Below are 25,895 nucleotides of genomic sequence, written 5' to 3'. Positions count from 1 at the left end.
CACCACCAAGGAGAGCTCGTGACGACCCCGCCAGCGCTGCTCATCGCCGGCATCGGCACCCGGGACGACGGGCGCGCCGCCGTCTTCCACAACTTCGTCGAAGAGGTGGCCGCCCGCCACCCGGACCTGCCCGTGGCGGGCGGCCTCACCGGACCGGGCGCCGCCCACCCCCTGTCCGATGCGGTCGGCCGTCTCGTCGAGGCCGGGGTGACCCGTTTCGCCGTCGTACCGCTGACCCTCATACCGGTGGAACACCCCAGGGACGGCATAGCCGCCGCGCTCGCCCAGCAGGCGGAGCGGCACGCCGAGGTGTCGTTCTCCTGCGCCCGTGCGCTGGGCCCGCACCCCACCTTGCTCGACGTACTGGAGCGCCGCCTCGACGAGGCGCTGGGCGGCGGTCGACGGCTGCCCTCGGACCGGGCGGAGACCACCGTGCTGCTGGTGGGCGGCGGATCGCCGCTCCCCGAGGCCAACGCCGAGGTGCACCGGGCGGCGCGGCTGCTGTGGGAGGGCCGCGGCTTCGCGGGGGTGGAGGCCGCCTTCGCCTCCCTCGCCGCGCCGGACGTGCCGTTCGGCCTGGAGCGCTGTGCGCGGCTCGGGGCGCGGCGCGTCGTCGTGCTGCCGTACGCCGTCTTCCCGGGCGACGCGCTGGAGCGGGTGCGGCAGCAGGCGGAGGGCTGGGGGCTGGCCCACCCGGAGGTCGAGGTGATGGCCGCCGACGCCATTGGCCCGACGCGGGCGTTGATGGACCTCGTCCTCATGCGCTACGAGGAGGCGGCGGGGGCGTCCGAGCGGGCGGGCTTCACCGCCGAGGACCACGCCCTGGCCCACCCCGACGCACACGCCGATGTCCGCTGAGTTCGACCTGCGGCACCACGGGGACGCGGAGGTGCGGGGCGCTGACGCCGCGTTGACGGACCTGGCGGTCAACGTCCGGGCCGATACGCCCCCGGACTGGCTCAAGGCCCGCATCGCCGCGTCCCTCGACGGGCTCGCCGCCTATCCCGACGGGCGGGCGGCCCGCGCGGCGGTCGCGGCCCGCCATGGGGTGCCGGCCGGCCGGGTGCTGCTGACGGCGGGGGCCGCGGAGGCGTTCGTCCTGCTGGCGCGGGCCCTTCCGGCGCGGCGCCCGGTCGTGGTGCACCCGCAGTTCACGGAACCGGAGGCCGCGCTGCGGGACGCCGGGCACCGGGTGGAGCGAGTCGTCCTGGACGAGCGGAGCGGCTTCCGGTTGGTCCCGGCGGCGGTCCCGCACGACGCGGATCTGGTGGTGATCGGCAACCCCACCAACCCGACGTCGGTGCTGCATTCGGCCGATGTGCTGGCCGGGTTGGCCCGGCCGGGGCGGACGCTGGTGGTGGACGAGGCGTTCATGGACGCGGTGCCGGGTGAGTCCGAGTCCCTGGCGGCCCGGACCGATGTGCCGGGGCTCGTGGTGCTGCGCAGCCTCACCAAGACGTGGGGCCTGGCGGGGCTGCGCATCGGCTATGTGCTGGCGGAGGAGGAGACGATCGGCGCGCTGGAGCGGGTCCAGCCGTTGTGGCCGGTGTCCACCCCCGCCCTGGTCGCGGCGGAGGCGTGCTGTGCGGCCCCGGCGCTGGCCGAGGCCGCGCGGGCGGCGGAGCGGACGGCCGCCGACCGGGCCCATCTGGCGGCGCGGCTGGCGGAGTTCCCGCAGGTGCGGGTGTGCGGCCCGGCGGCCGGGCCGTTCCTGCTGATCCAGGTACCGGGCGCCGCCGCGGTGCGCACCAGGCTGCGGGAGCTGGGCTTCGCCGTCCGGCGCGGGGACACGTTCCCGGGCCTGGGGCCGGACTGGCTCCGGCTGGCGGTCCGCGACCGCCCCACCACGGACCGCCTCGCCACAGCCCTGTCCAAGGCCCTGCCGGACCACGGCCCTTGACCCTCGGCAGGGCTGGCCGGGAGCCGGAATCCCGGTGCCCCGGGGTGCGGGCCGCGGCCTGTACCGGGGCCGTCCACGGCACGGGGACAGTGCCCGAGCACAGGGCCGCCTGACCCCGAGCCCCTGGTCGGTCCCGGGCAGGGGGCCCTCGCCGGGCCACCGCCCACGCCCCGCGCCGTCACCACGGCGCGGAGGCCACCAGTCCTGGAAGCGGGCAGGGCCGGGAGCCGGAATCCTGGAGCCGCCGGGCTCGACGGGCTCCGGCCTGGGCCCGGCCCCCGGGGCCCCGATGCCACCGGGCCGCCGGGCGCTGGCCCGTACGGCCCCGAGCCCTCGCGGAGCCGTCCACAGCACGGGGCCGCCAGGCCCCGGCCGGCCGGGGCGGCGCCCGGGACACGGAGGCCCTGGCACCCGATCCAGGGCCCCGGCCGGGCCACCGACCCACGGCCCCGGCCCCCGCGCCGTCGTCACGGCGCGGAGGCCGGGGCCTGCGGCCCTGCCGTCGGTCAGGCGTCGGCGTCCGCTCCGGCGCGGCGGCGGCGGGCGACGGTGACGGTGCCGGCGCCCATCACCAGCAGCAGGGCGCCGCCGCCGATCAGGTACGGCGTGGCGGAGCTGCCACCGGTCTCGGCCAGGTTCTCCGGCTTGGGGTCGGGCTTGGCCTGGTTGCCCACCTCCGGGGTCTTCGGCTCGTCCGCGGCCACGGGGGACTCGCAGGTCGCGCGGGCAAGCGTGATCTGGCCGTTGACCTCGGAGACGTTCAGCTTGAGCGGGTTGACCGAGACCTTGAGGTTCAGGGCCGTGGCCGCCGCCGTGCTCGAGGTGACCGAGGTCTTCGACAGGTCGAGCCGGACCGTGCCCACCGACGGCACGTCGACCGTGGTGGTGCCGCCCGCGGTCAGGGTGACCTTCTTGCCGAGCACGGTGGCGGTGCCGAGCACGTTGGAGTCGGCCGTCGGCCGCTTCCCGGCCGCGCAGACCGCCTTCGAGGTCACCTGCTGGACCTGGATGAGCGGCATCGTGGTCAGGCCGGGCACATGGATCTTGGCGTTGACGAGGTTGGAGTAGCCCTCGGCCCGCTGCTTGTCCACGGCCGCGCGGGCGGTGGCCACATCGGCGCTCAGCACGTTGAAGGGCTTGCCGCCGTCGACCCCGTCCAGGGTCGCGGAGAGCGCGGTCTTGCTGGCGGTCTGAGGCGCGTGCACCTCGTTGAGGGCGACGGCGAGCGGTGCGGAGACCGTCTTGTTGAGCAGCGCGACGTCCAGGTCGGTGCGCAGCACGACCGCGTCCGCCTTGCCGGTGGTCTTGCCGGTGGTCTTGCCGGTGGTCTTGCCGGTGTCGGCGTGCGCGGTGACCGCGGGCAGGGCGCCCAGGACGGAGACAGCGGCAGCGGCAGTGGCGGCCGCGAGACGGCGAGCGGGCATGCCGAAGAAGGTGTTACGGGAACAGGACACGTGAGTGGACCCCCACAGGAGACATGGAGCCGCCGGCGCCTGCCGCGGGGGACTCCACGGGCGCCGACGGCCTCGACTCCGCCATATTTGCGCACTGAGGGTAAACAGGCAGACACATGATGTCCGTTCATCCCAATGGGTGGGGTTCTGGCGCTGAGTTCGAACCTTCGGCACTCCCGCGCTCTCCCGCACCCCTACGCCCCCGCGTCCCCCGCGTCCCTCCCGTTCCTCGTGTCCCCTTCGGCACCCCGGCCCCGGATCCCCCAGCCTCCAGTCCTCTCCGTACGTCAGGCCACGATCCGTCCGCGCAGCACCACGCGCCGTGGCGACGTCAGCACCCGCACGTCTTCCCGCGGATCCGTCTCGTACACCACAAAATCCGCGGAGGCCCCCTCCGTGAGGCCCGGCCGCCCGAGCCAGGCCCGGGCGCCCCAGGTGGCCGCCGAGAGAGCGTCCCGGGCCGGGATGCCCGCCTTCACCAGTTCGGCGACCTCCTGGCCGATCAGCCCGTGGGCGAGCGAGCCGCCCGCGTCGGTGCCGGTGAAGATCGGGATGCCCGCGTCGTAGGCCGCGCGCACCGTCTCGTAGCGCCGCGCGTGGAGCTGCCGCATATGGTCCGCCCAGCGCGGGAACTTCGTCTCGCCACCCTGGGCGAGCCGGGGGAAGGTGGCGATGTTGACCAGGGTCGGGACGATGGCGACCCCGCGCTCCGCGAACAGCGGGATGGTCTCCTCGGTCAGCCCGGTGGCGTGCTCGATGCAGTCGATCCCGGCCTCGACCAGCGGGGCGAGCGTCTCCTCGGCGAAGCAGTGGGCGGTGACCCGGGCGCCGAGCCGGTGGGCCTCCGCGATGGCCGCCTCGACCGCGCCGCGCGGCCAGCAGGCCGACAGGTCCCCGGTCTCGCGGTCGATCCAGTCGCCGACCAGCTTCACCCAGCCGTCGCCGCGGCGCGCCTCCGCCGCGACATACGCGACCAGGTCCTCCGGCTCGATCTCATGCGCGTAATTGCGGATGTAGCGCTTGGTGCGGGCGATGTGGCGGCCCGCGCGGATGATGCGCGGCAGGTCCTCGCGGTCGTCGATCCAGCGGGTGTCGGCGGGCGATCCGGCGTCCCGCAGCAGCAGCGCCCCGGCCTCACGGTCGGTGAGGGCCTGCTTCTCGCTGGTGGACTCGTCCACGGCGCCGTGGGCGTCGAGGCCGACATGGCAGTGGGCGTCGACGAGGCCGGGCAGCACCCAGCCCTCGATGAGGCGGACATCACGGGCGCCGGCCGGGCGCTGAAAGGTGATCTTGCCGTCGACCACCCACAGTTCGTCCCGGACACTCTCGGCACTCCCAGTGGCACCGGCGGCCTCGCGGACCCCGGCAGCCCCGGCAGCCCCGCCGCCCCCGGAAGCATGCTCGTCCCCCGGCCCCACCAGGACCCTGCCCTTGATGTGCAGCACCGCGCCATCCCTCATGTCACGCACTGTACGAGACCGGGTACGACCCTCGCCCCGATTACCCCCTGTGCGTTCCGCCCGGCTTCTCTGCGACTTCCCTGTACGTTCCAGCAGACTTCTCCGCGGAGGATTGAATTCAGGGTCGCCAAAAGATAAATTCGTGACGCTTTCCCAGCGCAGCTTCCCACAATCGTCTGCCCCGTCTCCGGGACCTTAAACCCAGATTTTTCCCACGGCCTGGATCCCAGAATTCACGCCCGTCACATGCCGGTTACGCAGATGTGACGGACTCCACACGTCAGGCGATTCGCCCCACTAACTCCCGTACAAATCAACGCTTTTCAGCGATCCGCCGCGCGTACGCACGTGCCCGCGTGATAACACATGAACCCCCCTCCGCGTAACCCCTCCCCACGATGCATTTTCCGATTCCGCTCGGTAAATTTAATTCGCATGACCGCCGCACAAGCAGACCTAGCCCGTAGCGAATTGGATTTGCCGGAGGGACTGACCCTCGACACGCCTCGCGTCGAGGACGGAGCCGCGATCTGGCGAATCGCTCGCGACTCCAAGACCCTGGACCTCAACTCCTCCTACAGCTACCTCCTGTGGTGCCGTGACTTCGCAGCCACCTCCGTGGTGGCCCGCGACGGCGCGGGCGGACCGGTCGCCTTCATCACCGGCTACATCCGCCCCGAGCGCCCCGAGACGCTCGTCGTCTGGCAGGTCGCCGTCGACCACGCCTGGCGCGGCCGCGGACTGGCCGCCACGCTGCTGGACGGGCTGACTCTGCGCGTCGCCGGCATGGGAGTCCGTGGCATCGAGACCACGATCACCCCGGACAACACCGCCTCGAACCGGCTGTTCACCTCGTTCGCCGAACGGCACGGTGCGCCGGTGGAGCGGGAGGTGCTCTTCGACGGCGGACTGTTCCCCGACGGAGGACATGAGCCCGAGGTGCTGTACCGCATCGGGCCCCTCGCGGACCGGCCCTGATCCGGTCCTGGCGAACCGGGTCACCGTCGATCCGGCCCCGCCCCGACCGCGGCCCCTGACCGCGGCCCCTGAACTCTTCATCCCACCCATCACCCCCTCCTCACCCCCCTCGTAAGACTCATCTCCCAGGAGAATGCTGTGACCATCACCCCGCCCGCCCTGAGCGTCTTCGAGGCCCTGGAGTCCGAGGTGCGCAGCTACTGCCGCGGCTGGCCCGCGGTCTTCGACCGCGCCCAGGGCAGCCACATGTACGACGAGGACGGCCACACCTACCTCGACTTCTTCGCCGGTGCCGGGTCACTCAACTACGGCCACAACAATCCGGTGCTGAAACGCGCACTGATCGACTACATCGAGCGCGACGGCGTGACCCACGGACTCGACATGTCCACCACCGCCAAGCGCGCGTTCCTGGAGTCGTTCCAGAACAACATCCTCCGCCCGCGTGACCTGCCCTACAAGGTCATGTTCCCGGGCCCGACGGGCACCAACGCCGTCGAGTCCGCGCTGAAACTGGCCCGTAAGGTCAAGGGCCGCGAGGCGATCGTCTCCTTCACCAACGCCTTCCACGGCATGTCGCTGGGCTCGCTGGCCGTCACCGGCAACGCCTTCAAGCGCGCCGGTGCCGGTATCCCGCTGGTCCACGGCACCCCGATGCCGTTCGACAACTACTTCGACGGCCAGGTTCCGGACTTCCTGTGGTTCGAGCGGCTGCTCGAGGACCAGGGCTCCGGCCTCAACAAGCCCGCCGCCGTGATCGTCGAGACGGTCCAGGGCGAGGGCGGCATCAACGTGGCGCGCCCCGAGTGGCTGCGTGCCCTGGCCGACCTGTGCGAGCGCCAGGACATGCTGCTGATCGTCGACGACATCCAGATGGGCTGCGGCCGCACCGGTGCCTTCTTCTCCTTCGAGGAGGCGGGTATCACCCCGGACATCGTGACCGTCTCGAAGTCCATCAGCGGCTACGGCCTGCCGATGTCGCTGTGCCTGTTCAAGCCCGAGCTGGACATCTGGGAGCCGGGCGAGCACAACGGCACTTTCCGCGGCAACAACCCGGCGTTCGTCACCGCCGCCGCGACCCTGGACACCTACTGGTCCGACGGCCAGATGGAGAAGCAGACGCTGGCCCGCGGCGAGCAGGTCGAGCAGGCGCTGCGCGCCATCTGCGAGGAAGAGCAGACCGGCGCCCAGTTCCGCGGCCGCGGTCTGGTCTGGGGCCTGGAGTTCGACGACAAGGACCGCGCCTCCGCCGTGTGCCGCCGCGCCTTCGAGCTCGGCCTGCTGGTCGAGAGCTCGGGCCCGGAGAGCGAGGTGGTCAAGCTGCTCCCCGCGCTGACCATCTCGCCCGAGGAGCTGGACGAGGGCCTGCGGACCCTCGCCCGCGCGGTCCGCGAGACCGCTTGACCGTTCCGTAACAGCACCACAGAGAAAGGCAGCAACTCACCGTGATCGTCCGATCCTTCAAGGACATCGAGGGCACCGAACGCCATGTGAAGGCGAAGTCCGGCACCTGGGAGAGCAAGCGCATCGTGCTGGCCAGGGAGCGGGTCGGCTTCTCCCTGCACGAGACCGTGCTCTACGCGGGCACCGAGACGTCCATGTGGTACGCCAACCACATCGAGGCCGTCCTCTGCGTCGAGGGCGAGGCGGAGCTCACCAACGACGAGACCGGCGAGAAGCACTGGATCACGCCCGGCACCATGTACCTGCTGGACGGCCATGAGAAGCACACGATGCGGCCGAAGACCGACTTCCGCTGCGTCTGTGTCTTCAACCCCCCGATCACCGGACGGGAGGACCATGATGAGAACGGCGTATACCCGCTGATCACAGAGGACGAGGAGGTCTGATCCGATGACCACGGTCACTGACCTGTACCCGACCCGAGGAACAACCGAGGTGGCCACACCACGGGTGGACCCGGTGGTGTGGTCCGAGCCCGGAGCCCCGGGCCCGATCCCGGAGTCCGAGCTCAGCGACTTCGATCGCGACGGTTTTCTCGCGATCGAGCAGCTGATCACTCCCGACGAGGTCGCGGTCTACCGGGGCGAGCTGAACCGGCTGATCAACGACCCGGAGGTGCGTGCCGACGCGCGCTCGATCATCGAGCCGAAGTCGCAGGACGTGCGGTCGGTGTTCGAGGTCCATCGGATCAGCGAGGTCTTCGCGAAGCTGGTACGTGATGAGCGTGTGGTGGGCCGGGCCCGCCAGATCCTGGGCTCGGACGTGTATGTCCACCAGAGCCGGATCAACGTCAAGCCGGGCTTCGGGGCATCGGGCTTCTACTGGCACTCGGACTTCGAGACCTGGCACGCCGAGGACGGCCTGCCGAACATGCGGACCGTGTCCGTCTCGATCGCGCTGACCGAGAACTTCGACACCAACGGCGGGCTGATGATCATGCCCGGCTCGCACCGCACCTTCCTCGGCTGTGCGGGTGCGACGCCGAAGGACAACTACAAGAAGTCGCTCCAGATGCAGGACGCGGGCACCCCGTCGGACGAGGCGCTCACCGCGTTCGCGGACAAGCACGGCATCAAGCTGTTCACCGGCAAGGCCGGGTCGGCCACCTGGTTCGACTGCAACTGCATGCACGGCTCGGGCGACAACATCACGCCCTACTCGCGCAGCAACGTCTTCATCGTGTTCAACAGCGTGGAGAACACCGCGGTGGAGCCGTTCGCGGCGCCGGTCCGGCGGCCGGAGTACATCGGAGCGCGGGACTTCACCCCGGTGCGGTGAGGTCCCCGGCCGATGTCCGCCGCCGTACGGTGAGTTGACGCGCGCCTGAGCCTGAGGGGAGCCGGGATGTCCCGGCTCCCCTCAGGCTCGTCTGCGTCCGTCCGGCGTGCCCAGCTTTGCGAGCACCCGTCCGGCGTGCTCAGCCCGCCAGCACCGCCAGCAGCCGGTCCACCTCGGCCGCCGTGTTGTACAGGTGGAACGAGGCGCGCAGGTTCCCGGCCCGCGCCGAGACGTAGACGTCCCGCTCGGCCAGCCGGGGCGCCGCGTCCCCGAGCCCCGGCACCGAGACGATCGCCGAGCCCGGCGCGGCCACGCACCGGTGGCCCAGCTCGGTGACCCCGGCGCGGAAGCGGTCGGCGAGCGCGCGGTCGTGGGCGGCGATGGCCTCGACACCCAGCTCCTCGACCAGCGTCAGGGAGTGCTTGGCGGCCACGTAGGAGAACAGGCTGGGGCTCTCGTCGAAGCGGCGGGCGGAGTGGGCCAGCTCGGTCACCGGCCCGTAGCAGCTGTCCCAGGGCTTCTCGCCCGCGACCCAGCCCGCGAAGACCGGGGTGAGCCCGCCCAGGTCCTCGGGCACGGTCAGGAAGGTGACCCCGCGCGGGCACATCAGCCACTTGAAGCCGACGGACACGGTGTAGTCGGCGTCGGCGGCGTTCACCGGCAGCCATCCGGCGGCCTGGCTGGCGTCCACCAGGGTGCGGGCACCATGGGCGCGGGCCGCCGTAAGGACGGCGTCGAGGTCGGCGATCCGGCCGTCCGCCGACTGGGTGGCGCTGACGGCGACCAGCGCGGTGCCGGGCCGCACGGCGTCCGCGATCTCCTCCAGCGGGACGGTGCGCAGCTTGAGGTCGCGGCGGACGGCGAAGGGGTTGACCAGGGAGCTGAAGTCGCCCTCGGCGGCCAGGACTTCGGCGCCGGAGGGCAGCGAGGCGGCGATCATTCCGGCGAAGACGGCGACCGAGCCACCGGTGGCGACCCGGCTCGCCGGTACTCCGACCAGCCGGGCGTAGGCGGCGCGGGTCTCCTCGACGGCCTCGAAGGCCACATCGGCGGCGGGGCCTCCGGCCGCCGCTTCGTCGAGGGCCGCCTTCATGGCGGTCACGGAGCGTGCGGGGATCAGACCGCTGGACGCGGTGTTGAGATACGTCGTCTGTGGCGCGAACTCCGCGCCGGCCAGGCTCTCCATGTCCATCAACTATGGGACGGGCCCGCCCCCGCGTCCATTGCGCATCTGTGACGCATGCCTTCAAGTGACCCTTATGGATCCCCTCTGACCTGCGACGTTTCTGCGGCGCGACGGGACGCGGGGGTCAGAACCGGGGGTGTGGACATCAGCCGGTCGGACGTTTGTCCGGACGCACCGGTCTCACCGCTCCCGGACGCCGTCGACCCGGCGGGGCAGCCCGAGCGGGTTGTCCTCGCGCAGCTCCGGCGGCAGCAGTGCGGACGGCGTGTCCTGGTAGGTGACCGGCCGCAGCCAGCGCTCGACGGCGGTGCCGCCGACGGAGGTGGAGGTGGACGTGGTCGCCGGGTAGGGGCCGCCGTGGTGCTGGGCGGGGGCGACGGCCACACCGGTCGGCCAGCCGTTGACCAGGACCCGCCCCGCGAGCGGGGTCAGCTCGGCGAGGAGGGCGGCGGCCCGGCCGCCTTCGTCCTCGGCCTCGGCGGCGGAGATCTGGACGGTGGCGGTGAGGTTGCCGGGGAGCCGCCTGAGGACGGCGGTGATGTCGGCGTCGCCCTCGTAGCGGGCGACCACGGTCACCGGGCCGAAGCACTCCTCCAGCAGGACGTCGTGCGGCCCCTCCTCGGCGAGGAGGCGTGCCGGGACGGTCAGGAAGCCCGCGCTGACCGTGTGCTCACTGCCCGCGCCCGGGGTGACCGGGGCCTTCACCTCCGGCAGCTCGGCGCGCTCGAGGATCCCGGCGAGGAAGGCGTCGCGCATCCGGTGGTCGAGCAGCACACCGGGGTCGGTGTTGCTGACCGCGTCGGTGAGGGCGGTGACCAGCCGGTCGCCCGTCTCCCCCGCGGGCGCGAGGACGAAGCCGGGCTTGGTGCAGAACTGGCCGACGCCCAGGGTCATCGAGCCCGCGAGGCCCGCGCCGATCTGCTCGGCCCGCTCGGCGGCGGCGGCCTCGGTGACCACCACCGGGTTGAGGCTGCCCAGTTCGCCGTGGAAGGGGATCGGCACCGGCCGGGCGGCCGCGGCGTCGAACAGGGCGCGGCCGCCCCGGATCGAGCCGGTGAAGCCCGCGGCGGCGACCAGCGGATGCCGGACGAGGTCCAGGCCCGCGTCGAAGCCGTGCACCACAGCGATCAGCTCGGTGGGCAGTCCGACCCGCTCCGCGGCGCGGCGCAGGGTGGCGGCGGCCAGTTCGGAGGTCACGGGGTGGTCGGGGTGGGCCTTCACCACGACCGGGCAGCCCGCGGCCAGGGCGCTGGCGGTGTCACCGCCGGGTACGGAGAAGGCGAGCGGGAAGTTGCTGGCGGCGTAGACGGCGACGACGCCCAGCGGGACCTTGTGGCGGCGCAGATCGGGCCAGGGCGGGGTCTGCGCGGGGTCGGCGTGGTCGATGCGGATGTCGAGGAAGCCGCCCTCGTCCACCACGTCCGCGAAGGACCGCAGCTGGTAGGTGGTGCGGGCGAGTTCACCCGTGAGCCGGGCGGGGCCGAGCGCGGTCTCCGCGTCGGCGGCCTCGACCAGCAGATCGCGCGAGGAGTCGAGGAGGTCGGCGGCGGTGCGCAGCAGCGCGGCGCGCAGCGTACGGTCCGCGAGGGCGCCGCGTGCGGCGTGGGCGGCCGACACCACGCGGTCCACCTCGTCCGCGGTGGCTTCGACAGCGACCTGTTCGCGCTGCTTTCCGGTTCGGGGGTCGACGCTCCACACTGGTGCTGACACCGCGGATTCCTCCTGCTGTGTATCCACTGCTTGCGTCTCGCATCTCGACCGTTGTTCGATACGCTGAACGCTGTCCCGGATGGTGAATTTCCCCCTCGGGACTCTATGGCTGGCCGAACAGAGGGGTCAAGGCGATGTCTGCTACCGCGTCGGGCGGAGCTGCCGAGTCGGGCGCGGCCCAGGGCGGGGGTCCGGTCAAGTCCGCGGTGCGCACCGTCGAACTGCTGGAGTTCTTCGCCGGACGCCCCGGTATGCACAGCCTGGCCGCGGTGCAGGAGGCCGTGGGCTACCCCAAGTCGAGCCTGTACATGCTGCTGCGCACCCTGGTGGAGCTGGGCTGGGTGGAGACCGACGCCACCGGCACCCGCTACGGCATCGGGGTGCGCGCGCTGCTCGTCGGCACCTCCTACATCGACGGCGACGAGGTGGTGGCGGCGGCCCGCCCCACCCTGGACCGGCTCTCGGACGACACCACCGAGACCATCCACCTCGCCCGGCTCGACGGCACCAACGTGGTCTATCTCGCCACCCGCCAGTCGCAGCACTATCTGCGCCCCTTCACCCGCGTCGGCCGCCGGCTGCCCGCCCACTCCACCGCGCTGGGCAAGGCGCTGCTGGCCACCTTCTCCGACGAGCAGGTGCGCTCGATGCTGCCGGAGACGCTGAACCCGCTGACCGAGAACACCATCACCGACCGCGAGAAGCTCATCGAGGAGCTGCACACCATCCGCGAACAGGGCTATGCGGTGGACCGTGAGGAGAACACCCTTGGCCTGCGCTGCTTCGGCGTCGCCATCCCCTACCGCACCCCGGCGCGGGACGCGATCAGCTGCTCGGTGCCGGTGGCCCGGCTGACCCCCACCCATGAGCAGATGATCAAGGACGCGCTGTTCGACGCCCGCGACCGGCTGACCCTCGCCACCCGCCGTCTGTAGCCCCGCGGGCAGGACGGCGGTCCCGCCGGGAGGACGGCCGCCTCCGCCGCGCGGCGGAGGCGGATCATCGGCCGGGCCGAGGCGCGAAGGGGCGGCGGCCCGGGACCCTGAAGGACATGACCGATTCCCGACCTGTCCTGCGGGCCGTCGCCATCGTCTCCGTTCTGCCGTACATCGCCCTCAAGTCGGCCTGGATGGCGGGCAGTCACCTCGGCATCCCCGAGGGGAGCACCCTGCTCGAGCCCGGCCGGCGCACGTCGATGCTCGTCATCAACGGCGTCACCCTCCTCATGGACGCCGCCGTCGTGGTGCTCGCCCTGCTGCTCACCCGCCCCTGGGGCAGGCGGGTCCCCGCCTGGCTGCCGGCCCTGCCGGCATGGACCGCCTGCGGGCTGCTCGCCCCGATCATGACCGGCTTCCCGGCCCAACTGGTGACCAGGGCGCTCGGCTTCGGCGGAAGCGGCGACGACCACGCCGAGGAGCGGGGACGGTTCCTGGCCGATTGGGTCTACGGCGTCGTCTACGGCGGATTCATCGTCCAAGGGCTCGCCCTGGGCGCCCTGTTCGTGCTGTACGCCCGTGAACGCTGGGGCCATCTGTGGCGCGGCCGGATCGCCGATCTGCCCGCGTGGACCCCGGCCCGCGCGGCGCACCGCCTCACCGCCGTGATCATCGGCGTACTCGCCGCGCTGCCCGCCGCCACCCATCTGCTGTGGGCCGGGGGTTCGGCCGCCGGGCTGAGCGAGGACCGGGCCGCGGGCCGCACCGGCGACTTCTACGTCCTGGAGGCGCTGTACGCCCTGTTCGCCGCCGCCACCGTCGTCGGCGTGGTCATGCTCGCCTTCCGCACCGGGCGCCGGGCCCGGCCGGCCCTGCCGCTGGCGCTGGCCTGGGTCGGCTCCGGGGCGCTGGCCTGCTGGGGCGCCTGGCTGACCCTGGCCGGGCTCACCGCCGACGAGGAGGCGGAGGCCCCGACGGCGCTGATGGATGTGACCTACGCTGTGCAGATGATCGTCGGGCTGCTGGTCCTCACGGCCGGTGCGTACTTCTTCAGCGGGAAGGGCCACGACACCCGTGGCCGGCGGCGCCAAAGGGTCCGTGCGGGCCGCGCCGCGGAGTGCCGCACACCGTGACCGGCGCGTGGTGGCGGCGGGCGGCCCGTACGGCGCTGGGGCGGCGCACCCGGCTCCGCTGGGTCCATCTGGTGCTCGGCGGCGCCCTGTTGATGCCGTACTTCCTGCTGACCACCGTGATCCTTTCCGTGGTCGTGCCGCGTGCACATCCCTTCAGTTCGCTGGGCTGGCAGCTCGTCACCTTCGTCGCCGCGCTGCCGCTCACCGCGGTCACCGCGCTCTTTCCGCTGGTGCGGCCCCTGGAGGCCACCGCGGCGCGCTCGCTGTGCGGGCTCCCGGATTCCGCTGAACTGGCCGCCGGGCCCGCCACCTCGTGGGACGCGCGCACCCGCACCTCCCTCTGGTACGCCCTGCACCTGGCGGTCGGCGGGGTGGTCAGCGGGGTGACCCTGTCCCTGCCGCCCGCCGCGCTGCTGCTGTTCACGCTGCCGTTCACCGGGGCCTCGAACGCCCGGGAGCTGGGCTGGCCGACCGAGTTCACCGGGGCCCGTACGGTGGTCGCCCCGATCGCCGCGACCGCGCTGCTGGCCGGGGTGGTGGCCGTCGCCGTGGGCGCCGGGGCGCTGCTGGCCCGCTGTGCGCCCGCGCTGCTCGGCCCGGCCCCGGCCGAACGGCTGGCCGCCGCCGAGGAGCGGGCGGCCCGGCTGGCCTCCCGCAACCGCCTCGCCCGTGAACTCCATGACTCGGTGGGCCACGCCCTCAGCGCGGTGACCCTCCAGGCGAGCGCCGCCCGCAAGGTGCTGGACGCCGACCCGGAGTTCGCCCGGCAGGCCCTGGCCGCCATCGAGGAGACCAGCCGCGATGCCGTCGGTGAACTCGACAGCGTCCTGGGGCTGTTGCGCGAGGGCGAGGACCGGGCGGCCACCGCCCCCTCCCCCACCCTCGCCGATCTGGCCGGGCTGCTGGACCGTACCCGCGCCGCGGGCGTCACCGTCGAGCTGACGGCGCCCAGCCCGCTCGGCGCGCTGCCGCCGGTGGTCTCCCGCGAGGCGTACCGGATCGTGCAGGAGGGCCTGAGCAACACACTGCGCCATGCCGGCCCGGTGCCGGTGCGGCTGCGCATCGGCGAGGACGAGCAACGGAAGGAACTGGAGATCAGCATGGAGAACCCGGTGGACGCCACCGTCCGGGGACACCGCACCGACGGCGGCCGGGGCCTGCGCGGGATCGCCGAGCGGACGACACTGCTGCGCGGCGCCTGCGACTGGGGACCGGCCGGTGACGTCTGGCGGCTGACGGTCCGGCTCCCCCTGGAGGTCTCCCGGTGACCGCCCCGCTGTCCACCCTGCGGGTGCTGCTGGCCGACGACGAGCGGATGGTGCGCACCGCACTGCGCGCGATCCTGTCCAGCGAACCGGATCTGGAGGTCGTCGGCGAGGCGGGCAGCGGCGCCGAGACCGTCCCGCTGGTCCGCCGACTGCGGCCGGACGTGGTCCTGATGGACGTCCGGATGCCCGATGGGGACGGCATCAGCGCCACCGAGGAGATCCTGCGCACCGTCCCCGGGCCGCCGCGCATCATCGTGGTGACGACCTTCGAGAACGACAGCTATGTGTACGACGCGCTGCGCGCCGGGGCCAGCGCCTTCCTGCTCAAGCGGTCCCGCGCGGAGGAACTGGTGCGGGCGGTGCGGCTGGTGGCGCGGAGCGATTCGCTGCTGTTCCCGGCCGCGGTCCGGGCGCTGGCCGCCGCGCACGCGGCCCCCCGCGCGGACGGCCGCGGGGAAGCGCGGCGGCTGCGCGACCGGCTCTCCGAGCGGGAGGCGGCGGTGCTGCGGCTGATGACCTGCGGGCTGACCAATGCCGAGATCGCCGAGCGGCTGGCGGTGGGACCGGCCACGGTCAAGACGCATGTGGCGTCCGTCCTCGCCAAGCTGGGCGTCCGGGACCGCACCCAGGCGGTGATCGCGGCGTACGAGTGCGGGTTCGTCACCCCGGGCTGACATCCGGCCTCCGTGGTGGTCTGCTGGGAGGCGAGGGGCGGGGACGGTGAGAAGGGAAGCGACATGGAGTACGCGCGGCTGGGCACCTCCGGCGTCAAGGTGTCCCGGATCTGCCTGGGCATGATGAGCTACGGCAGCCCCGAGCACCGCCCGTGGCAGCTCGACATCGACGCGGCGCGGCCGATCGTGCGCCGGGCGGTGGAGGGCGGGGTGACCTTCTTCGACACCGCCGACATGTACGCCATGGGCCGCAGCGAGGAGATCACCGGCGAGCTGCTGCGCGAGCTGTTCCCCCGCCGCGAGGACTATGTGCTCGCCACCAAGGTGTACTCCCCGATGGGCCCCGGCCCCAACGACCGTGGGTTGTCGCGCAAGCACATCATGGCGGGCATCGACGCCTCACTGCGGCGGCTGGGCACCGACCACGTGGACCTCTACCAGATCCACCGCTTCGACCCCGAGACCCCGGTCGAGGAGACCATGGAGGCGCTGCACGACGTGGTGCGGGCGGGGAAGGCGCGGTACATCGGGGCGTCGTCGATGTACGCGTGGCAGTTCGCCAAGTCCCAGCACACGGCCGCGGCCCACGGCTGGACCCGGTTCGTCTCCATGCAGAACCACTACAACCTGCTGTACCGGGAGGAGGAGCGGGAGATGAACCCGCTCTGTCTGGACCAGGGGGTGGGGGTCATCCCCTGGAGCCCGCTGGCGCGCGGTCTGCTCGCGGGCAACCGCGACCGGGACCGCTCCGGCCCCACCACCCGGGCGCGGAACGACGCCATGGTCGAGAAGTGGTACGCGGACGCCGAGTTCGACATCGTGGACGCCACCCGCGCGGTGGCCGCCGAGCGCGGGGTGGCACCGGCGCGAGTCGCCCTGGCCTGGCTGCTGGGCAGCCCCGCGGTGACGGCGCCGGTCGTGGGCGCCACGAAGACCGCGCATCTGGACGACGCGGTGGCGGCGGTGGAGCTGGAGCTCGACGAGGCCGAGGTGGCCCGGTTGGAAGCCCCCTACCGGCCGCGCCCGATCATGGGCCACCACTGACGGCCGGACGCCGCGGTCACTTCATCGGCGAGCCGGTCGGCGTGCCGTCCATCACCACCAGGAAGCTGGTGACGGGCAGCGATCCGTCCTGCCGCCGGGAGCCGTAGGCCGTCGTGGCGTCGGTGGTGACGAAGGGCGGCGAAGGGAGGGCGCCCGGTGTCCAGTTGTCGCCCTGGGAGACCGCGGAGCGCCCCATGTCGGCCTTGGCCCGGCCGTTGGAGACGGAGAGGTTGGACCGCAGCCGGGCGTGGGAGCCGTCGAGGTCGTAGCCGTCGCCCCGGTTGCCGAAGGCGGTGGTGCGCTGGATGCGGAGGTCGCCCTTGTTGCCGCCCGCGGCGAAGCCGCTCTTGCTGTTGCTCCAGGCGGCCGAGGTCCGTACGACGTGGGCGGGCGAGGGGGCGGGGACGCGGTCGGCGCCGAGCTGGAAGCCGCTGCCGTCGCCCGTGAAGCCGGGGATCTGCCAGCGGTTCTCGCCGTTTCCGTACGCCCAGGAGTGCTCGATGGTGACGGGGCTGGCCCACATCCACAGATCCACGCCGTCGTCGCTGTTGTGGTAGAGCCGGGACCCGGTGATCACATTGCCGGTGCCGGAGCCGTGGGTGATGGCGACGCCGTCGGCTCTCTGCCCGCCGGTGGCGTCGTCGTGGTTGTTGTACGAGTCCAGGTTCCGGATGACGTTGTCGGTGGTGTTCGCACCGCGCAGGGTCAGTCCGGTGTCGCCGTTGCCCCGGGTGGTCAGGTTCTTGAAGACGTCCTGGGAACAGGAGACGCACACCAGCCCGCCGCCGGGGGCGTTGCGCAGTTCGAGGCCGGAGACGGTCCAGAAGTCGCCGCTGAGCGCGACCAGGGCGGAGCCGGGACGGAGCCGGGAGCCGTCAATCCGGACCTTCTCGCCTTCGTACGGCCGCAGTTCGACCCGCTCGCGTTTGGTGCCGTCGACCGAACTGCGCAGGGTCCGGGCCGGGTAGTAGGTGCCGCCGCGGACCTCGATGGTGGTGCCCGCCTCGGCGACCGAGAACGCCTTCTCCAGCGTCCGGAAGGGCGACGCGAGCGTGCCCGACTCGCTGTCGTCGCCGCCCGGGGAGACATAGACGGTGCTGGGCACGGCCTGCGCACCGTCCGGGGATGCGGTGAGATACACCCCCGCCACAGCCGATGCCACGATGACCGCGCTGCCCAGCGGCAGCGTGCGGTCCTTGCGGCGGCGATGGCGGCCCCGCTTGCGTCTCACCCTCATGGCAACTCCTGTTCTGCGTCGGGAGAACGGGCCGGGGGATCAGGACCGGCCGTTCCGTGCCGTAGTTGCCGCCAGTCCAGACTAGGTTGCCGCCGTCTCGAGGATTCTTAGATTACGAAAATGGACCTCCCTGGCGATAGGGTCCGACAACTCTTGATCGCTTTGTGGCCAACCCTGATCGGCGCGCCCGGCCGCCATGGCCGATATCCGCCGGGGTGGCGCGCCGAACCGCCGCCTGCGCGGCGCGCTCATGGGTCTGGATGGAGACGCTCTCGCGACGATGAGGTCGGTGAGCCGGAACCAGGGCCGCGGCTGCGCGAAGAGCTGACGCGGACGATGAACGCGACCCTCGGGGACAACATCCGCTTCCACCTGGACGCGGGGCCACCGGACGACGAGCCGACGGTCGTGCCGCTCCATCTGGCGATGACCGGCCTGGTCATCGAACACCTCACACCGCCGGAGGCATTGGCCCCGCTCACCCCGGACGGGGTGAGCGGGGCGCCGGCGTCCCGGGCGCTGCCTCAGGGCTTGTAGACCTTGCCCGGCTCCGCCGTGGCCGGAGCCATCAGCCGGCCCACGGTCACCACCGTGTAGCCCCGCTTCTTCAGCTCCTCGAGGATCTCCGGCACCGCCGGGACCGTGCCCTGGTAGATGTCGTGCAGCAGGATGACGCCGTCGCGGTCGGTCTGGTCGAGGACCCGCTCCTTGATCAGGGCGGAGTCGTTGGTCTGGTAGTCCTTCGCGGTGACGCTCCACAGCACCTGCGCCACCCCCAGCTCCCGGCTGATCTTCGAGACCCGCTCATCGGTGCGGCCCTGCGGCGGACGCATCAGCAGGGGCGTCCGGCCGGTCAGCTTCTTCACGGCCGTCTGCACCCGGGAGATCTCCGAACGGACGACATCGTCGTCGGACTTGGTCAGGATCTTGTGCGACCAGGTGTGGTTGGCCAGTTCGTGCCCCTCGTCGGCGATCCGCCGCACCAGGTCGGGGTGTTTCTCGATGTGGTTCTTGCCGAGCATGAAGAAGGTCGCGTGGACGTGGTTCTTCTTCAGGATCTCCAGCAGCCGCGGGGTGTTCTCACTCGGGCCCGCGTCGAAGGTCAGGGCGACGCACTTGGCCTGGGCGCAGTCGACGGACTCCGCGTCGTCGTCCTTCGAGCCCCGCGGCGCGTTCTTCGCCTTCCCCGTCGTGTGCTGCCCGCCCTTCACCGCGTCCTCCCTGGCACCGCGCGGCGAGGTGGTGTCGTAGGAGGCGCCGCAGCCCGTAAGGCTCAACGCCAGGGTCACGGCCGTCACCAGCCCGGATATGCGGCCTATTCGCCTCATGAAGAACCCCGTTTGAGGAAGTTGTGCGGCGTATGCCGGTTCCGCCCTGGTCAGGTCGTTCAGCGGTCTCATAACGGCACATGCACGCTCTAGTGGTCTGTATGCCGTCAACAGACGTCGAAAACCGTATAGTTGACAACACGGTCGCTCACTATACACCCCACGTATACACCGGGTGTATAGAGGGGTGCGGGTGGCTGAGTGAGCGGAAAGGTGCGAGGTCAGGCGGGTGAGCGCAGGTGCGTCAGCACCTCGCGGACCAGGGCGAGATCCGCGTCGGAGGCCAGTCCAGCGTGGTAGAGCCGGAGTTCATCGGTGCCGAGGGCCCGCGCGTGCGCGGCGTCCTCGGCGAGCGTCGCCGGGCTTCCGCCCACCCCCTTCACCACGGTGAAGTTGGCGGCCACCAGGGCCCGGGAGGCGCCCCGATGCGCGGCGAACGGCTCCAGCACGGCCGATCGGGCCGCCTCGCCCCCGGTGCACGGCAGCACCACCCCGTCCGCCCGCGCCGGCAGCTCCGCCGGGTCCCCACCGGCGTTGGCGCCCAGCCGGTGCGGAGCCGGATCGGCACCCAGTCCGGCGTACCCCGCCCGGCAGAGGCCGCAGAAGCACAGCGACATCAGATACCCGGCGGTCCCGCCCGGCGGCACCCCGCCGGTCTTGTCGCGCCCGTGCGGATGGGCGAGCCCGTACCAGCCACAGGACTCCAGCACGGTGCCCCGGGTGCCGGGGCGTACGGCCGCCTCCGCGACCAGGTCCAGCAGATAGCCGCGCACCTCGGGCCGGGCGATACAAGGGGCCCACGGCTAGCGGTCGCCGTACGCGTTGCACACGGACGTCGGCGGACGCTTCTCCCCCAGACCGGAGTTGTGCGCCGGCACCACCCACGAGCGCACCTCGAGACCGGCGTCCGTGAGCGCCTGCGCCGCGGCGCCGTACGGGTCCGGGCCCGGCACCCAGGACTGCGGATACGGGCGCACGGCGCACCCCCACCAGCGGCCCTCGTCCGGCGGGTACAGCACGGCCGAGTACCGGGCGGTGACCAGCCGGTGCCGCGGATGGCGCGGGGTCAGCGCGCGGGTGGAGTGGTAGGCCGAGGCCAGGGTGACCTGCTGAACCCCGAGATCGGCGATCCGCCGGGCCGCGTCCGGATCGCCGACGACCTCCCAGGGATAGACGAAGGCGGCGGTCTTCACCGCCCGCCCCCACCGCCGTCGCCATCGCCCAAGAGGGCGAGACCGCGCTCGATCAGCCCCTCCAGCTCCTTCACATGGGCGGCGCTCGGCTCGCTCAGAGGTGACCGCACCTCCCCCACGTCCAGCCCGCGCAGCCGTACGCCCGCCTTCACCAGCGAGACCGCGTAGCCCCTCCCCTTGTTGCGCAGTTCGACCAGCGGTCGGTAGAAGCCGTCCACCAGCCGGGCGGCGGTCGCGTCGTCCCCGGTGGTCAGCGCCTCGTGGAAGGCGAGCGCGACCTCGGGCGCGAAGCAGAAGACGGCCGAGGAGTAGAGCAGCACCCCGATGCCCCGGTAGGCGAGCCCGGTCAGCTCGGCGGTCGGCAGCCCGTTGAAGTAGCGGAACTCCTCCTCGGGCGCCTCCTCCCGCACCGCGCTCACGATGCGCTGCATCAGATCGAGGTCACCGAGGCCGTCCTTCAGCCCGATGATCCCGGGCACCCTCGCGAGCCGGGCCACCGTGCGCGGCGCGAACACCGCGTTGTCCCGCTGATAGACGATCACCTCGAGCCCGGTCGCCTCCGCGATCGTCCGGTAGTGCCGCACCAGCCCCTCCTGGTCCGCCACCACCAGATACGGCGGCATCGCGAGCAGACCGTCCGCCCCCGCCCGCTCGGCCAGTTCGGCGAACCGGACCGCGAGTGCCGTGCCGTACCCCGTCCCCGCCACCACCGGCACCCGGCCGTCGGCCTCCTCCACGGCGGCGGCGACGCAGGCGTGGAACTCCTCGGGCGCGAGGGCGTGGAACTCCCCCGTGCCACAGCACGCGAAGACCGCCCCCGCCCCCGCCTCGATCCCCGCGCGCACATGCACCCGGTAGACCTCGAGATTCACGGCACCGTCCGGCCCGAAGGCGGTCACAGGGAAGAACAGCAGTCCATCAAGGCGCTCGGCGAGTGAGGCTGAGGTCACGGGCTCCCCTTAGGCGTGCACGTTTCTGATCGGCATCTATATTCATGAACGCCGTCACCGTAGGACAGCCGCGCGGGGCCGGTCAAGGCTCACGGCATCACATCGCTGGACGTCACCTCCGCCTCGACGACATCCTTGACGGACCGGCGGCCGCTCCCTAGGTTGTCCATGTATCTGAACTGTATACATGGACAAGAATGCGCTCCCGGGAGGATCCGCCCATGCCCGCTCCCCGCACCGTCCTTCTCACCGGCGCCGCCGGCGGTATGGGCACCCTGATGCGCGAACTGCTGCCGCAGCACGGCTACGAGCTGCGGCTGCTGGACCTCGTCCCCATCGAGGGCGAGCCGGACGCCATCACCGCGGACCTGGCGGACAAGGACGCGCTGCGCGAGGCCGTACGGGGCGTGGACGCGATCGTCCACCTCGCGGGCATCTCGGTGGAGTCGACGTTCGAGAAGATCCTGCGCGCCAACTTCGAGGGCACGCACAACGTGTACGAGGCGGCCCGGGAGGCGGGCGTCCGCCGCGTGGTCTTCGCCTCCAGCAACCACGCCGTGGGCTTCACCCCGCGCCCGGTGGCTGACAGCGATCCGCTGATCCCCATCGATGTCCGGCACCGCCCCGACACGTTCTACGGGCTGTCGAAGGCGTTCGGCGAAGACCTCGGCTCGTACTACTGGGACAAGTACGGCATCGAGTCCGTCGCCATCCGCATCGGCTCCTGCACCCCGGAGCCCCACACGGTGCGCATGCTGTCGACCTGGCTGAGCCCGGCCGACGCCGCCCGCCTGCTGCACGCTTCGCTGAGTGCGGAGGGGGTGGGCTTCCGGGTGGTCTACGGCAGCTCAGCCAACACCCGTCTGTGGTGGGACCTTTCGTCCGCCCGCGAGCTGGGGTACGAGCCGCGGGACAACGCGGAGGTGTACGCGGCGAAGCTGATCGCGGAGCAGGGCGAGCTGGTACCGGGAGACCCTGACACCAAGCACCTCGGCGGCGACTTCTGCACCAACCCGCCCTTGTGGGACCGCTTTTAGCCGTTGGCCGCGAACCCTACGAACGCGGCCCACTCGTCGGCCGTGAACGTGAGGACCGGGCCGGTGGTGTCCTTGGAGTCCCGGACGTGGATGGTGCCGGGGCATGCGGCGACCTCGACGCAGTCGCCGCCCTCGCCGCCGCTGTAGCTGCTCTTACGCCAGTCCATGGCGACCTCGACGCACTCGCCGCCCTGGGCGCCGCTGTAGCTGCTCTTGAACCAGACCAGTTCGCCTATGCCGTCACTCATAGCTCTCCCAGCACCTTCTCAATGAAGATCGATGACTCCCGTGGGTTGAGAGCCTGCGCCCGGATGATCCCATACCGTGCAGCGATAGGGCGGACCTCTTCTCGGTCAGTGAGCAGTGTGCTGTGCCCTTGACATTCCAGGTAAGCAAGTTGTTCGCCGCCCTTGGGCGTCATGAGGGTCAGCGGCCCATCGCCGCCAGCGTTGTCCTCCCGACTGGTGGGCATCACCTGGATCTCCACGTTGCGCTTCTCACCAATGAGGAGCAGTTGCTCAAGTTGTCCACGCAGCACCTGTTTTCCACCGAACGGCTTGCGCAGAACAGATTCCTCAAGAACGAAGCCCAGCAACGGCGCGGGGCGCACGTTAAAGATCGCCTGACGTTCCATCCGTGCGGCGACCCGTTGATCAACGGTTTCCTCATCCAGCAAAGGGCGCCGCATGGTGAACATGGCTCGTGCGTAGTCCTCCGTCTGCAAGAGCCCCTTGATCACATGGGTGTCATAGGCGTACAGCTCAACCGCTTCGGCTTCCAGGCGCGCGGCATCGCGGAAGAACGCCGGATACCGCGCCAGTGCGGCTTCCTCCTTCATCGCCTTCAGGAGGCCCCCGGCCTCCAGAACCTCATCCGCCTTGTCGATCAGCTCCGGCTTCGGAATGCGGCGCCCGCACTCCACCGAGGCCACCTGTTCCGTGCTGTACCCGAGGCGCGACGCCAGCTCCGCCTGGGTGAGTCCGGCACGTTCGCGTAAGAGCTTCAGTTGTTTGCCGAAGCCCTTCAGGAACGCCGACCTTTCCGTCCCCGCCATCGCCATCTCCCTCCCTCCGCACTTCGCGTGTCCGTACAGGGACTGTCCGTACACGCGCGCTTCCTGGTCAGGCTAGGCAGGGCACCGCAAGGCTCGTACCCATGACGACCGAAAAAGCCCCCACACGAGGGACGGGAGGCGGACATTCCCCCTCTGCCCCCGGCGAGTTCGCCATGCGCTTCACCTCGACCGCGCGGGGTGCGCGGCTCGCGCGGCGACTCGTATCGCACCGGCTGGCCCAGTGGGGGTACCCGTACGACTCCGGTCTTAACGAGACCGCGACACTCATCGCCGGCGAGCTGGCGGCCAACGCCGTACGCCATGGGCGCATCCCGGGGCGGGACTTCCATCTGCGGCTGACCGCACCGCCGTTCACGCCCGGTCCGATCCGGATCGAGGTGTCGGACACCCGGGCCGAGAAGCGCCCGACCCTGCACCCGGCGAATCCCGAGGCCGAGAGCGGGCGCGGGCTGTTCCTCGTCTCGCAGCTCGCCGAGCGCTGGGCGGTGGTGCCCCGGTCCGGCGATGCCCCGGGGAAGACCGTCTGGGCGGAGATCGCGGCGGACTGAGGTCATCAGCCTGGGACCGGCAGAGGGGGATGGGCCGGCACCCGCCCATCCCCCTCTCGCGCACCACTACCGGCGCGCGGTCAGCACGAGCCGGGACCCACCTCCCGGGATCCCGTAGCCGGGTGATCGCCGGTGACGTCGATGGTCCGGCCCGGCTTCCCTCTTCCCCGCGCAACCTACGGCCCACCGCCCACACGTCATCGGCGGCGAGCGCGGTGACGTCCGACAAGGACCAGCCGTTGTACCCCTTGCCGATATCCGGGAGCCTCTGCGCCGTCCAGCGGCTGCCGTCCCAGTGCTGGAGCAGCCCACAAGTACGGGCTCGGTCGGAGGATGTGCGCCATGAGGCGTCATCCGCTCCCCAGGCATCGCCGGGAGCGCGGGTGTCGACGGCCCAGAATCGGCCTTCCTCGGTCTCTCGGGGCACCGGAGCGACAGCGGACTGCCACGCCTTGCCGTTCCAGCTCTGCGCCACCACACCGCCGACTTGCTTGGCGTAGTCACCGACCACCAGGCCGTCGCGCGGCGAAGAAGCGTCGACGTCGTTGAACCGGACGAAAGCCGGACGAAAGCACTGAACAATGACAAAAGCGCTGATGGTCGGCGGGCGGGCCGCTTCCCTCACTGCCGGTGGCGTTGGCGTACGCCGAAGCCCGCGGCGGGGACCGGGCGGAGTGGGAGGAGCGCTGAAGCGGCGGTGGCGCCCCGTCGCGACGCCCGTCCGGGGACGGAGCAGGTCAAGGAACCGTAAAGCGAGGATGTTCGTTACCCCAGTCATGACCGCAATGACTCCCGGCTCGAACCTCCCCCTCCCCGTCGCCCGAGTGGCGGTGGACGTCACCGCCCCGGTGCGGCTCGACGTGTCGGGCCTGCTGCTCACCGCCCATGGCAAGGTGCGCTCCGACGACGACTTCGTCTTCTACAACCAGCCGTCCGGCCCCGGTGTGACCCACCGCGCGGGCGCCGGGGGCGCGGGCGACACCATCACCGTCGACACCGCCGCCGTCCCCGCCGACATCGAGAAGATCGTGGTGACCGCGAGCCTGGACCAGCCGGGTGCGACGTTCTCGGGCACCGAGCCCACCGCCACCGTCCGCGGCGCCGATGACGGTGCCGTGATCGCCTCCTTCACCCCGCCCCGGCTCGGCACCGAGACCGCGCTCGTGGTCGTGGAGGTCTACCGGCGGAACGGTGCGTGGAAGGTCCGCGCGGTGGGCCAGGGTTACGCCAACGGGCTGGCGGGGATCGCCACCGACTTCGGCGTCTCGGTCGAGGAGCCCGCCACACCCGCCGCTCCGGCCACGGCCCCGGCCCCGGCCGCGCCCGCCGCGCCACCGGTGCAGGCGCCGCCGCCGTCCGGTCCGCCCGCCGGTTTCCAGGCCCCGCCGCCGCCCACGCCGAGCGCCGCGCCGCCCGCTCCCCCGGCCGCCGCGCCCGCCGCTGTCGGTGCACCGTCCAGCGGCAAGATCAACCTCGACAAGGGGCGGGTCAGCCTCCAGAAGAACCAGACCGTCTCACTGGTCAAGGGCGGCCGTCCGCTGCTCAGCTCGGTGAAGATGGGCCTCGGCTGGGAGCCCGCCTTCCGCAGCAAGGACATCGACCTCGACGCGTCGGTCATCGCCTTCGGTGTCGACCGCAAGAAGATCGACGCCTGCTTCTTCGGCAAGCTGGCGATTCTCAACGGCGCGATCCAGCACTCCGGTGACAACCTCACCGGTGAGGGCGGGGGCGACGACGAGACCATCACCGTCCACCTGGGCGGACTGCCGCCGGAGGTCACCGGGCTGGTCTTCACGGTCAACTCCTTCTCCGGCCAGAAGTTCACCGATGTGGCGAAGGCGTACTGCCGCCTGGTCGACGGCCAGACCGGGGAGGAGCTGGTCCGCTTCGACATCACGCACGCCGAGCCGCGCACGGGCGTGATGATGGCGAAGCTGATCAAGCAGTTCTCGGGTGAGTGGGAGATGACAGCGATGGGTGAGTACGTGGACTCACGGACCGTGCGCGGCATGGTCAAGCCCGCCGGAAAGGCCCTCTGAGGGC

Annotated in this window: 24 protein-coding genes and 1 pseudogene; 15 read left to right on the top strand and 10 right to left on the bottom strand. The window is 71.7% G+C overall.

What is annotated here, in order from left to right:
- Positions 1–18 precede the first annotated feature (18 nt).
- Both HUT19_RS31125 and cobC read left to right on the top strand, forming a co-directional pair.
- On the top strand, positions 19–858 hold the full coding sequence (locus tag HUT19_RS31125) for a sirohydrochlorin chelatase (RefSeq protein ID WP_176183640.1): 840 nt from the start codon (positions 19–21) through the stop codon (positions 856–858).
- Positions 848–1,900 carry an Rv2231c family pyridoxal phosphate-dependent protein CobC gene (gene cobC, locus HUT19_RS31120; RefSeq protein WP_176183639.1) on the top strand — a complete coding sequence of 351 codons (1,053 nt, stop codon included), beginning with the start codon at positions 848–850 and terminating at the stop codon, positions 1,898–1,900. Before HUT19_RS31125 ends, cobC begins: the two co-directional genes overlap by 11 nt.
- 506 nt (positions 1,901–2,406) lie before the next feature.
- On the opposite strand, the gene HUT19_RS31115 is transcribed toward cobC, so the two are convergent.
- Both HUT19_RS31115 and HUT19_RS31110 read right to left on the bottom strand, forming a co-directional pair.
- The gene (locus HUT19_RS31115; RefSeq protein ID WP_176183638.1) at positions 2,407–3,324 is read right to left on the bottom strand and encodes an SCO1860 family LAETG-anchored protein; all 918 of its coding nucleotides are present in this window, start codon (positions 3,322–3,324) and stop codon (positions 2,407–2,409) included.
- 317 nt (positions 3,325–3,641) lie between these two features.
- Positions 3,642–4,814, bottom strand: coding sequence for an amidohydrolase family protein (locus HUT19_RS31110; RefSeq protein WP_254885873.1), 1,173 nt, complete (start codon positions 4,812–4,814; stop codon positions 3,642–3,644).
- Positions 4,815–5,249: 435 nt separating this feature from the next.
- Between HUT19_RS31110 and ectA the strand changes: the two genes are divergently transcribed.
- From ectA to thpD, 4 genes are all read left to right on the top strand, one after another.
- A complete protein-coding gene (ectA, locus tag HUT19_RS31105; RefSeq protein ID WP_176183637.1) occupies positions 5,250–5,792 on the top strand; it encodes a diaminobutyrate acetyltransferase in 543 nt (180 codons plus the stop codon).
- A 138-nt stretch (positions 5,793–5,930) separates the two neighbouring features.
- A complete protein-coding gene (gene ectB, locus HUT19_RS31100; RefSeq protein ID WP_176183636.1) occupies positions 5,931–7,196 on the top strand; it encodes a diaminobutyrate--2-oxoglutarate transaminase in 1,266 nt (421 codons plus the stop codon).
- 41 nt (positions 7,197–7,237) lie between these two features.
- Positions 7,238–7,642 (top strand): ectoine synthase, encoded by a 405-nt coding sequence (locus HUT19_RS31095; protein ID WP_176183635.1) that lies wholly within the window; start codon positions 7,238–7,240, stop codon positions 7,640–7,642.
- 4 nt (positions 7,643–7,646) lie between these two features.
- Positions 7,647–8,534, top strand: coding sequence for an ectoine hydroxylase (thpD, locus tag HUT19_RS31090; protein ID WP_176183634.1), 888 nt, complete (start codon positions 7,647–7,649; stop codon positions 8,532–8,534).
- A gap of 139 nt (positions 8,535–8,673) precedes the next feature.
- On the opposite strand, the gene HUT19_RS31085 is transcribed toward thpD, so the two are convergent.
- Positions 8,674–9,720, bottom strand: a complete 1,047-nt coding sequence (locus HUT19_RS31085) for an aminotransferase class V-fold PLP-dependent enzyme (RefSeq protein ID WP_176183633.1) — start codon at positions 9,718–9,720, stop codon at positions 8,674–8,676.
- Between the two features lie 180 nt (positions 9,721–9,900).
- Positions 9,901–11,430 (bottom strand): aldehyde dehydrogenase (NADP(+)), encoded by a 1,530-nt coding sequence (locus HUT19_RS31080; protein ID WP_176183632.1) that lies wholly within the window; start codon positions 11,428–11,430, stop codon positions 9,901–9,903.
- Positions 11,431–11,564: 134 nt separating this feature from the next.
- Between HUT19_RS31080 and HUT19_RS31075 the strand changes: the two genes are divergently transcribed.
- The 5 genes from HUT19_RS31075 to HUT19_RS31055 all read left to right on the top strand — a co-directional run bounded on the left by HUT19_RS31075 (position 11,565) and on the right by HUT19_RS31055 (position 16,484).
- On the top strand, positions 11,565–12,365 hold the full coding sequence (locus tag HUT19_RS31075; protein ID WP_176183631.1) for an IclR family transcriptional regulator: 801 nt from the start codon (positions 11,565–11,567) through the stop codon (positions 12,363–12,365).
- Positions 12,366–12,481: 116 nt separating this feature from the next.
- The gene (locus tag HUT19_RS31070; RefSeq protein WP_176183630.1) at positions 12,482–13,498 is read left to right on the top strand and encodes a hypothetical protein; all 1,017 of its coding nucleotides are present in this window, start codon (positions 12,482–12,484) and stop codon (positions 13,496–13,498) included.
- Complete coding sequence (locus HUT19_RS31065) at positions 13,495–14,766, top strand: sensor histidine kinase (protein ID WP_254885872.1); 1,272 nt, start codon at positions 13,495–13,497, stop codon at positions 14,764–14,766. The genes HUT19_RS31070 and HUT19_RS31065 overlap by 4 nt, the downstream gene beginning before the upstream one ends.
- Positions 14,763–15,440, top strand: coding sequence for a response regulator transcription factor (locus HUT19_RS31060; protein ID WP_176183629.1), 678 nt, complete (start codon positions 14,763–14,765; stop codon positions 15,438–15,440). Before HUT19_RS31065 ends, HUT19_RS31060 begins: the two co-directional genes overlap by 4 nt.
- 63 nt (positions 15,441–15,503) lie before the next feature.
- Positions 15,504–16,484 carry an aldo/keto reductase gene (locus HUT19_RS31055; protein ID WP_176183628.1) on the top strand — a complete coding sequence of 327 codons (981 nt, stop codon included), beginning with the start codon at positions 15,504–15,506 and terminating at the stop codon, positions 16,482–16,484.
- 16 nt (positions 16,485–16,500) lie between these two features.
- On the opposite strand, the gene HUT19_RS31050 is transcribed toward HUT19_RS31055, so the two are convergent.
- Positions 16,501–17,721: a right-handed parallel beta-helix repeat-containing protein gene (locus HUT19_RS31050; RefSeq protein ID WP_176183627.1), complete on the bottom strand. Its 1,221-nt coding sequence runs from the start codon at positions 17,719–17,721 to the stop codon at positions 16,501–16,503.
- 120 nt (positions 17,722–17,841) lie between these two features.
- Between HUT19_RS31050 and HUT19_RS44380 the strand changes: the two genes are divergently transcribed.
- Positions 17,842–18,258, top strand: coding sequence for a hypothetical protein (locus tag HUT19_RS44380; protein ID WP_368661718.1), 417 nt, complete (start codon positions 17,842–17,844; stop codon positions 18,256–18,258).
- On the opposite strand, the gene HUT19_RS31040 is transcribed toward HUT19_RS44380, so the two are convergent.
- The 3 genes and pseudogenes from HUT19_RS31040 to HUT19_RS31030 form a co-directional block, all read right to left on the bottom strand.
- The gene (locus HUT19_RS31040) at positions 18,246–19,049 is read right to left on the bottom strand and encodes a polysaccharide deacetylase family protein (RefSeq protein ID WP_176183625.1); all 804 of its coding nucleotides are present in this window, start codon (positions 19,047–19,049) and stop codon (positions 18,246–18,248) included. The genes HUT19_RS44380 and HUT19_RS31040 overlap by 13 nt on opposite strands.
- 221 nt (positions 19,050–19,270) lie before the next feature.
- A pseudogene (locus HUT19_RS31035) lies at positions 19,271–20,242 on the bottom strand (hypothetical protein).
- Entirely contained in the window at positions 20,239–21,192 is a 954-nt protein-coding gene (locus HUT19_RS31030) for a 5-dehydro-4-deoxyglucarate dehydratase (RefSeq protein WP_176183624.1), read from the bottom strand. Before HUT19_RS31030 ends, HUT19_RS31035 begins: the two are co-directional and overlap by 4 nt.
- Before the next feature lie 221 nt (positions 21,193–21,413).
- Here HUT19_RS31030 and HUT19_RS31025 point away from each other — a divergent pair, with 221 nt between their 5' ends.
- Complete coding sequence (locus HUT19_RS31025; protein ID WP_176183623.1) at positions 21,414–22,229, top strand: NAD(P)-dependent oxidoreductase; 816 nt, start codon at positions 21,414–21,416, stop codon at positions 22,227–22,229.
- Here HUT19_RS31025 and HUT19_RS31020 read toward each other — a convergent pair.
- Both HUT19_RS31020 and HUT19_RS31015 read right to left on the bottom strand, forming a co-directional pair.
- Entirely contained in the window at positions 22,226–22,477 is a 252-nt protein-coding gene (locus HUT19_RS31020; RefSeq protein ID WP_176183622.1) for a DUF397 domain-containing protein, read from the bottom strand. The genes HUT19_RS31025 and HUT19_RS31020 overlap by 4 nt on opposite strands.
- Positions 22,474–23,283, bottom strand: a complete 810-nt coding sequence (locus tag HUT19_RS31015; RefSeq protein WP_176183621.1) for a helix-turn-helix transcriptional regulator — start codon at positions 23,281–23,283, stop codon at positions 22,474–22,476. The genes HUT19_RS31020 and HUT19_RS31015 overlap by 4 nt, the downstream gene beginning before the upstream one ends.
- Positions 23,284–23,384: 101 nt before the next feature.
- Here HUT19_RS31015 and HUT19_RS31010 point away from each other — a divergent pair, with 101 nt between their 5' ends.
- Both HUT19_RS31010 and HUT19_RS31005 read left to right on the top strand, forming a co-directional pair.
- On the top strand, positions 23,385–23,852 hold the full coding sequence (locus HUT19_RS31010; RefSeq protein ID WP_176183620.1) for an ATP-binding protein: 468 nt from the start codon (positions 23,385–23,387) through the stop codon (positions 23,850–23,852).
- Between the two features lie 785 nt (positions 23,853–24,637).
- The gene (locus HUT19_RS31005; protein WP_176187496.1) at positions 24,638–25,891 is read left to right on the top strand and encodes a TerD family protein; all 1,254 of its coding nucleotides are present in this window, start codon (positions 24,638–24,640) and stop codon (positions 25,889–25,891) included.
- Positions 25,892–25,895 lie beyond the last annotated feature (4 nt).

Source organism: Streptomyces sp. NA02950, assembly GCF_013364155.1.
Classification (GTDB): domain Bacteria; phylum Actinomycetota; class Actinomycetes; order Streptomycetales; family Streptomycetaceae; genus Streptomyces.
The sequence above is the reverse complement of the archived record's forward strand: the minus strand, read 5'-3'. Positions and strand labels throughout refer to the sequence as shown.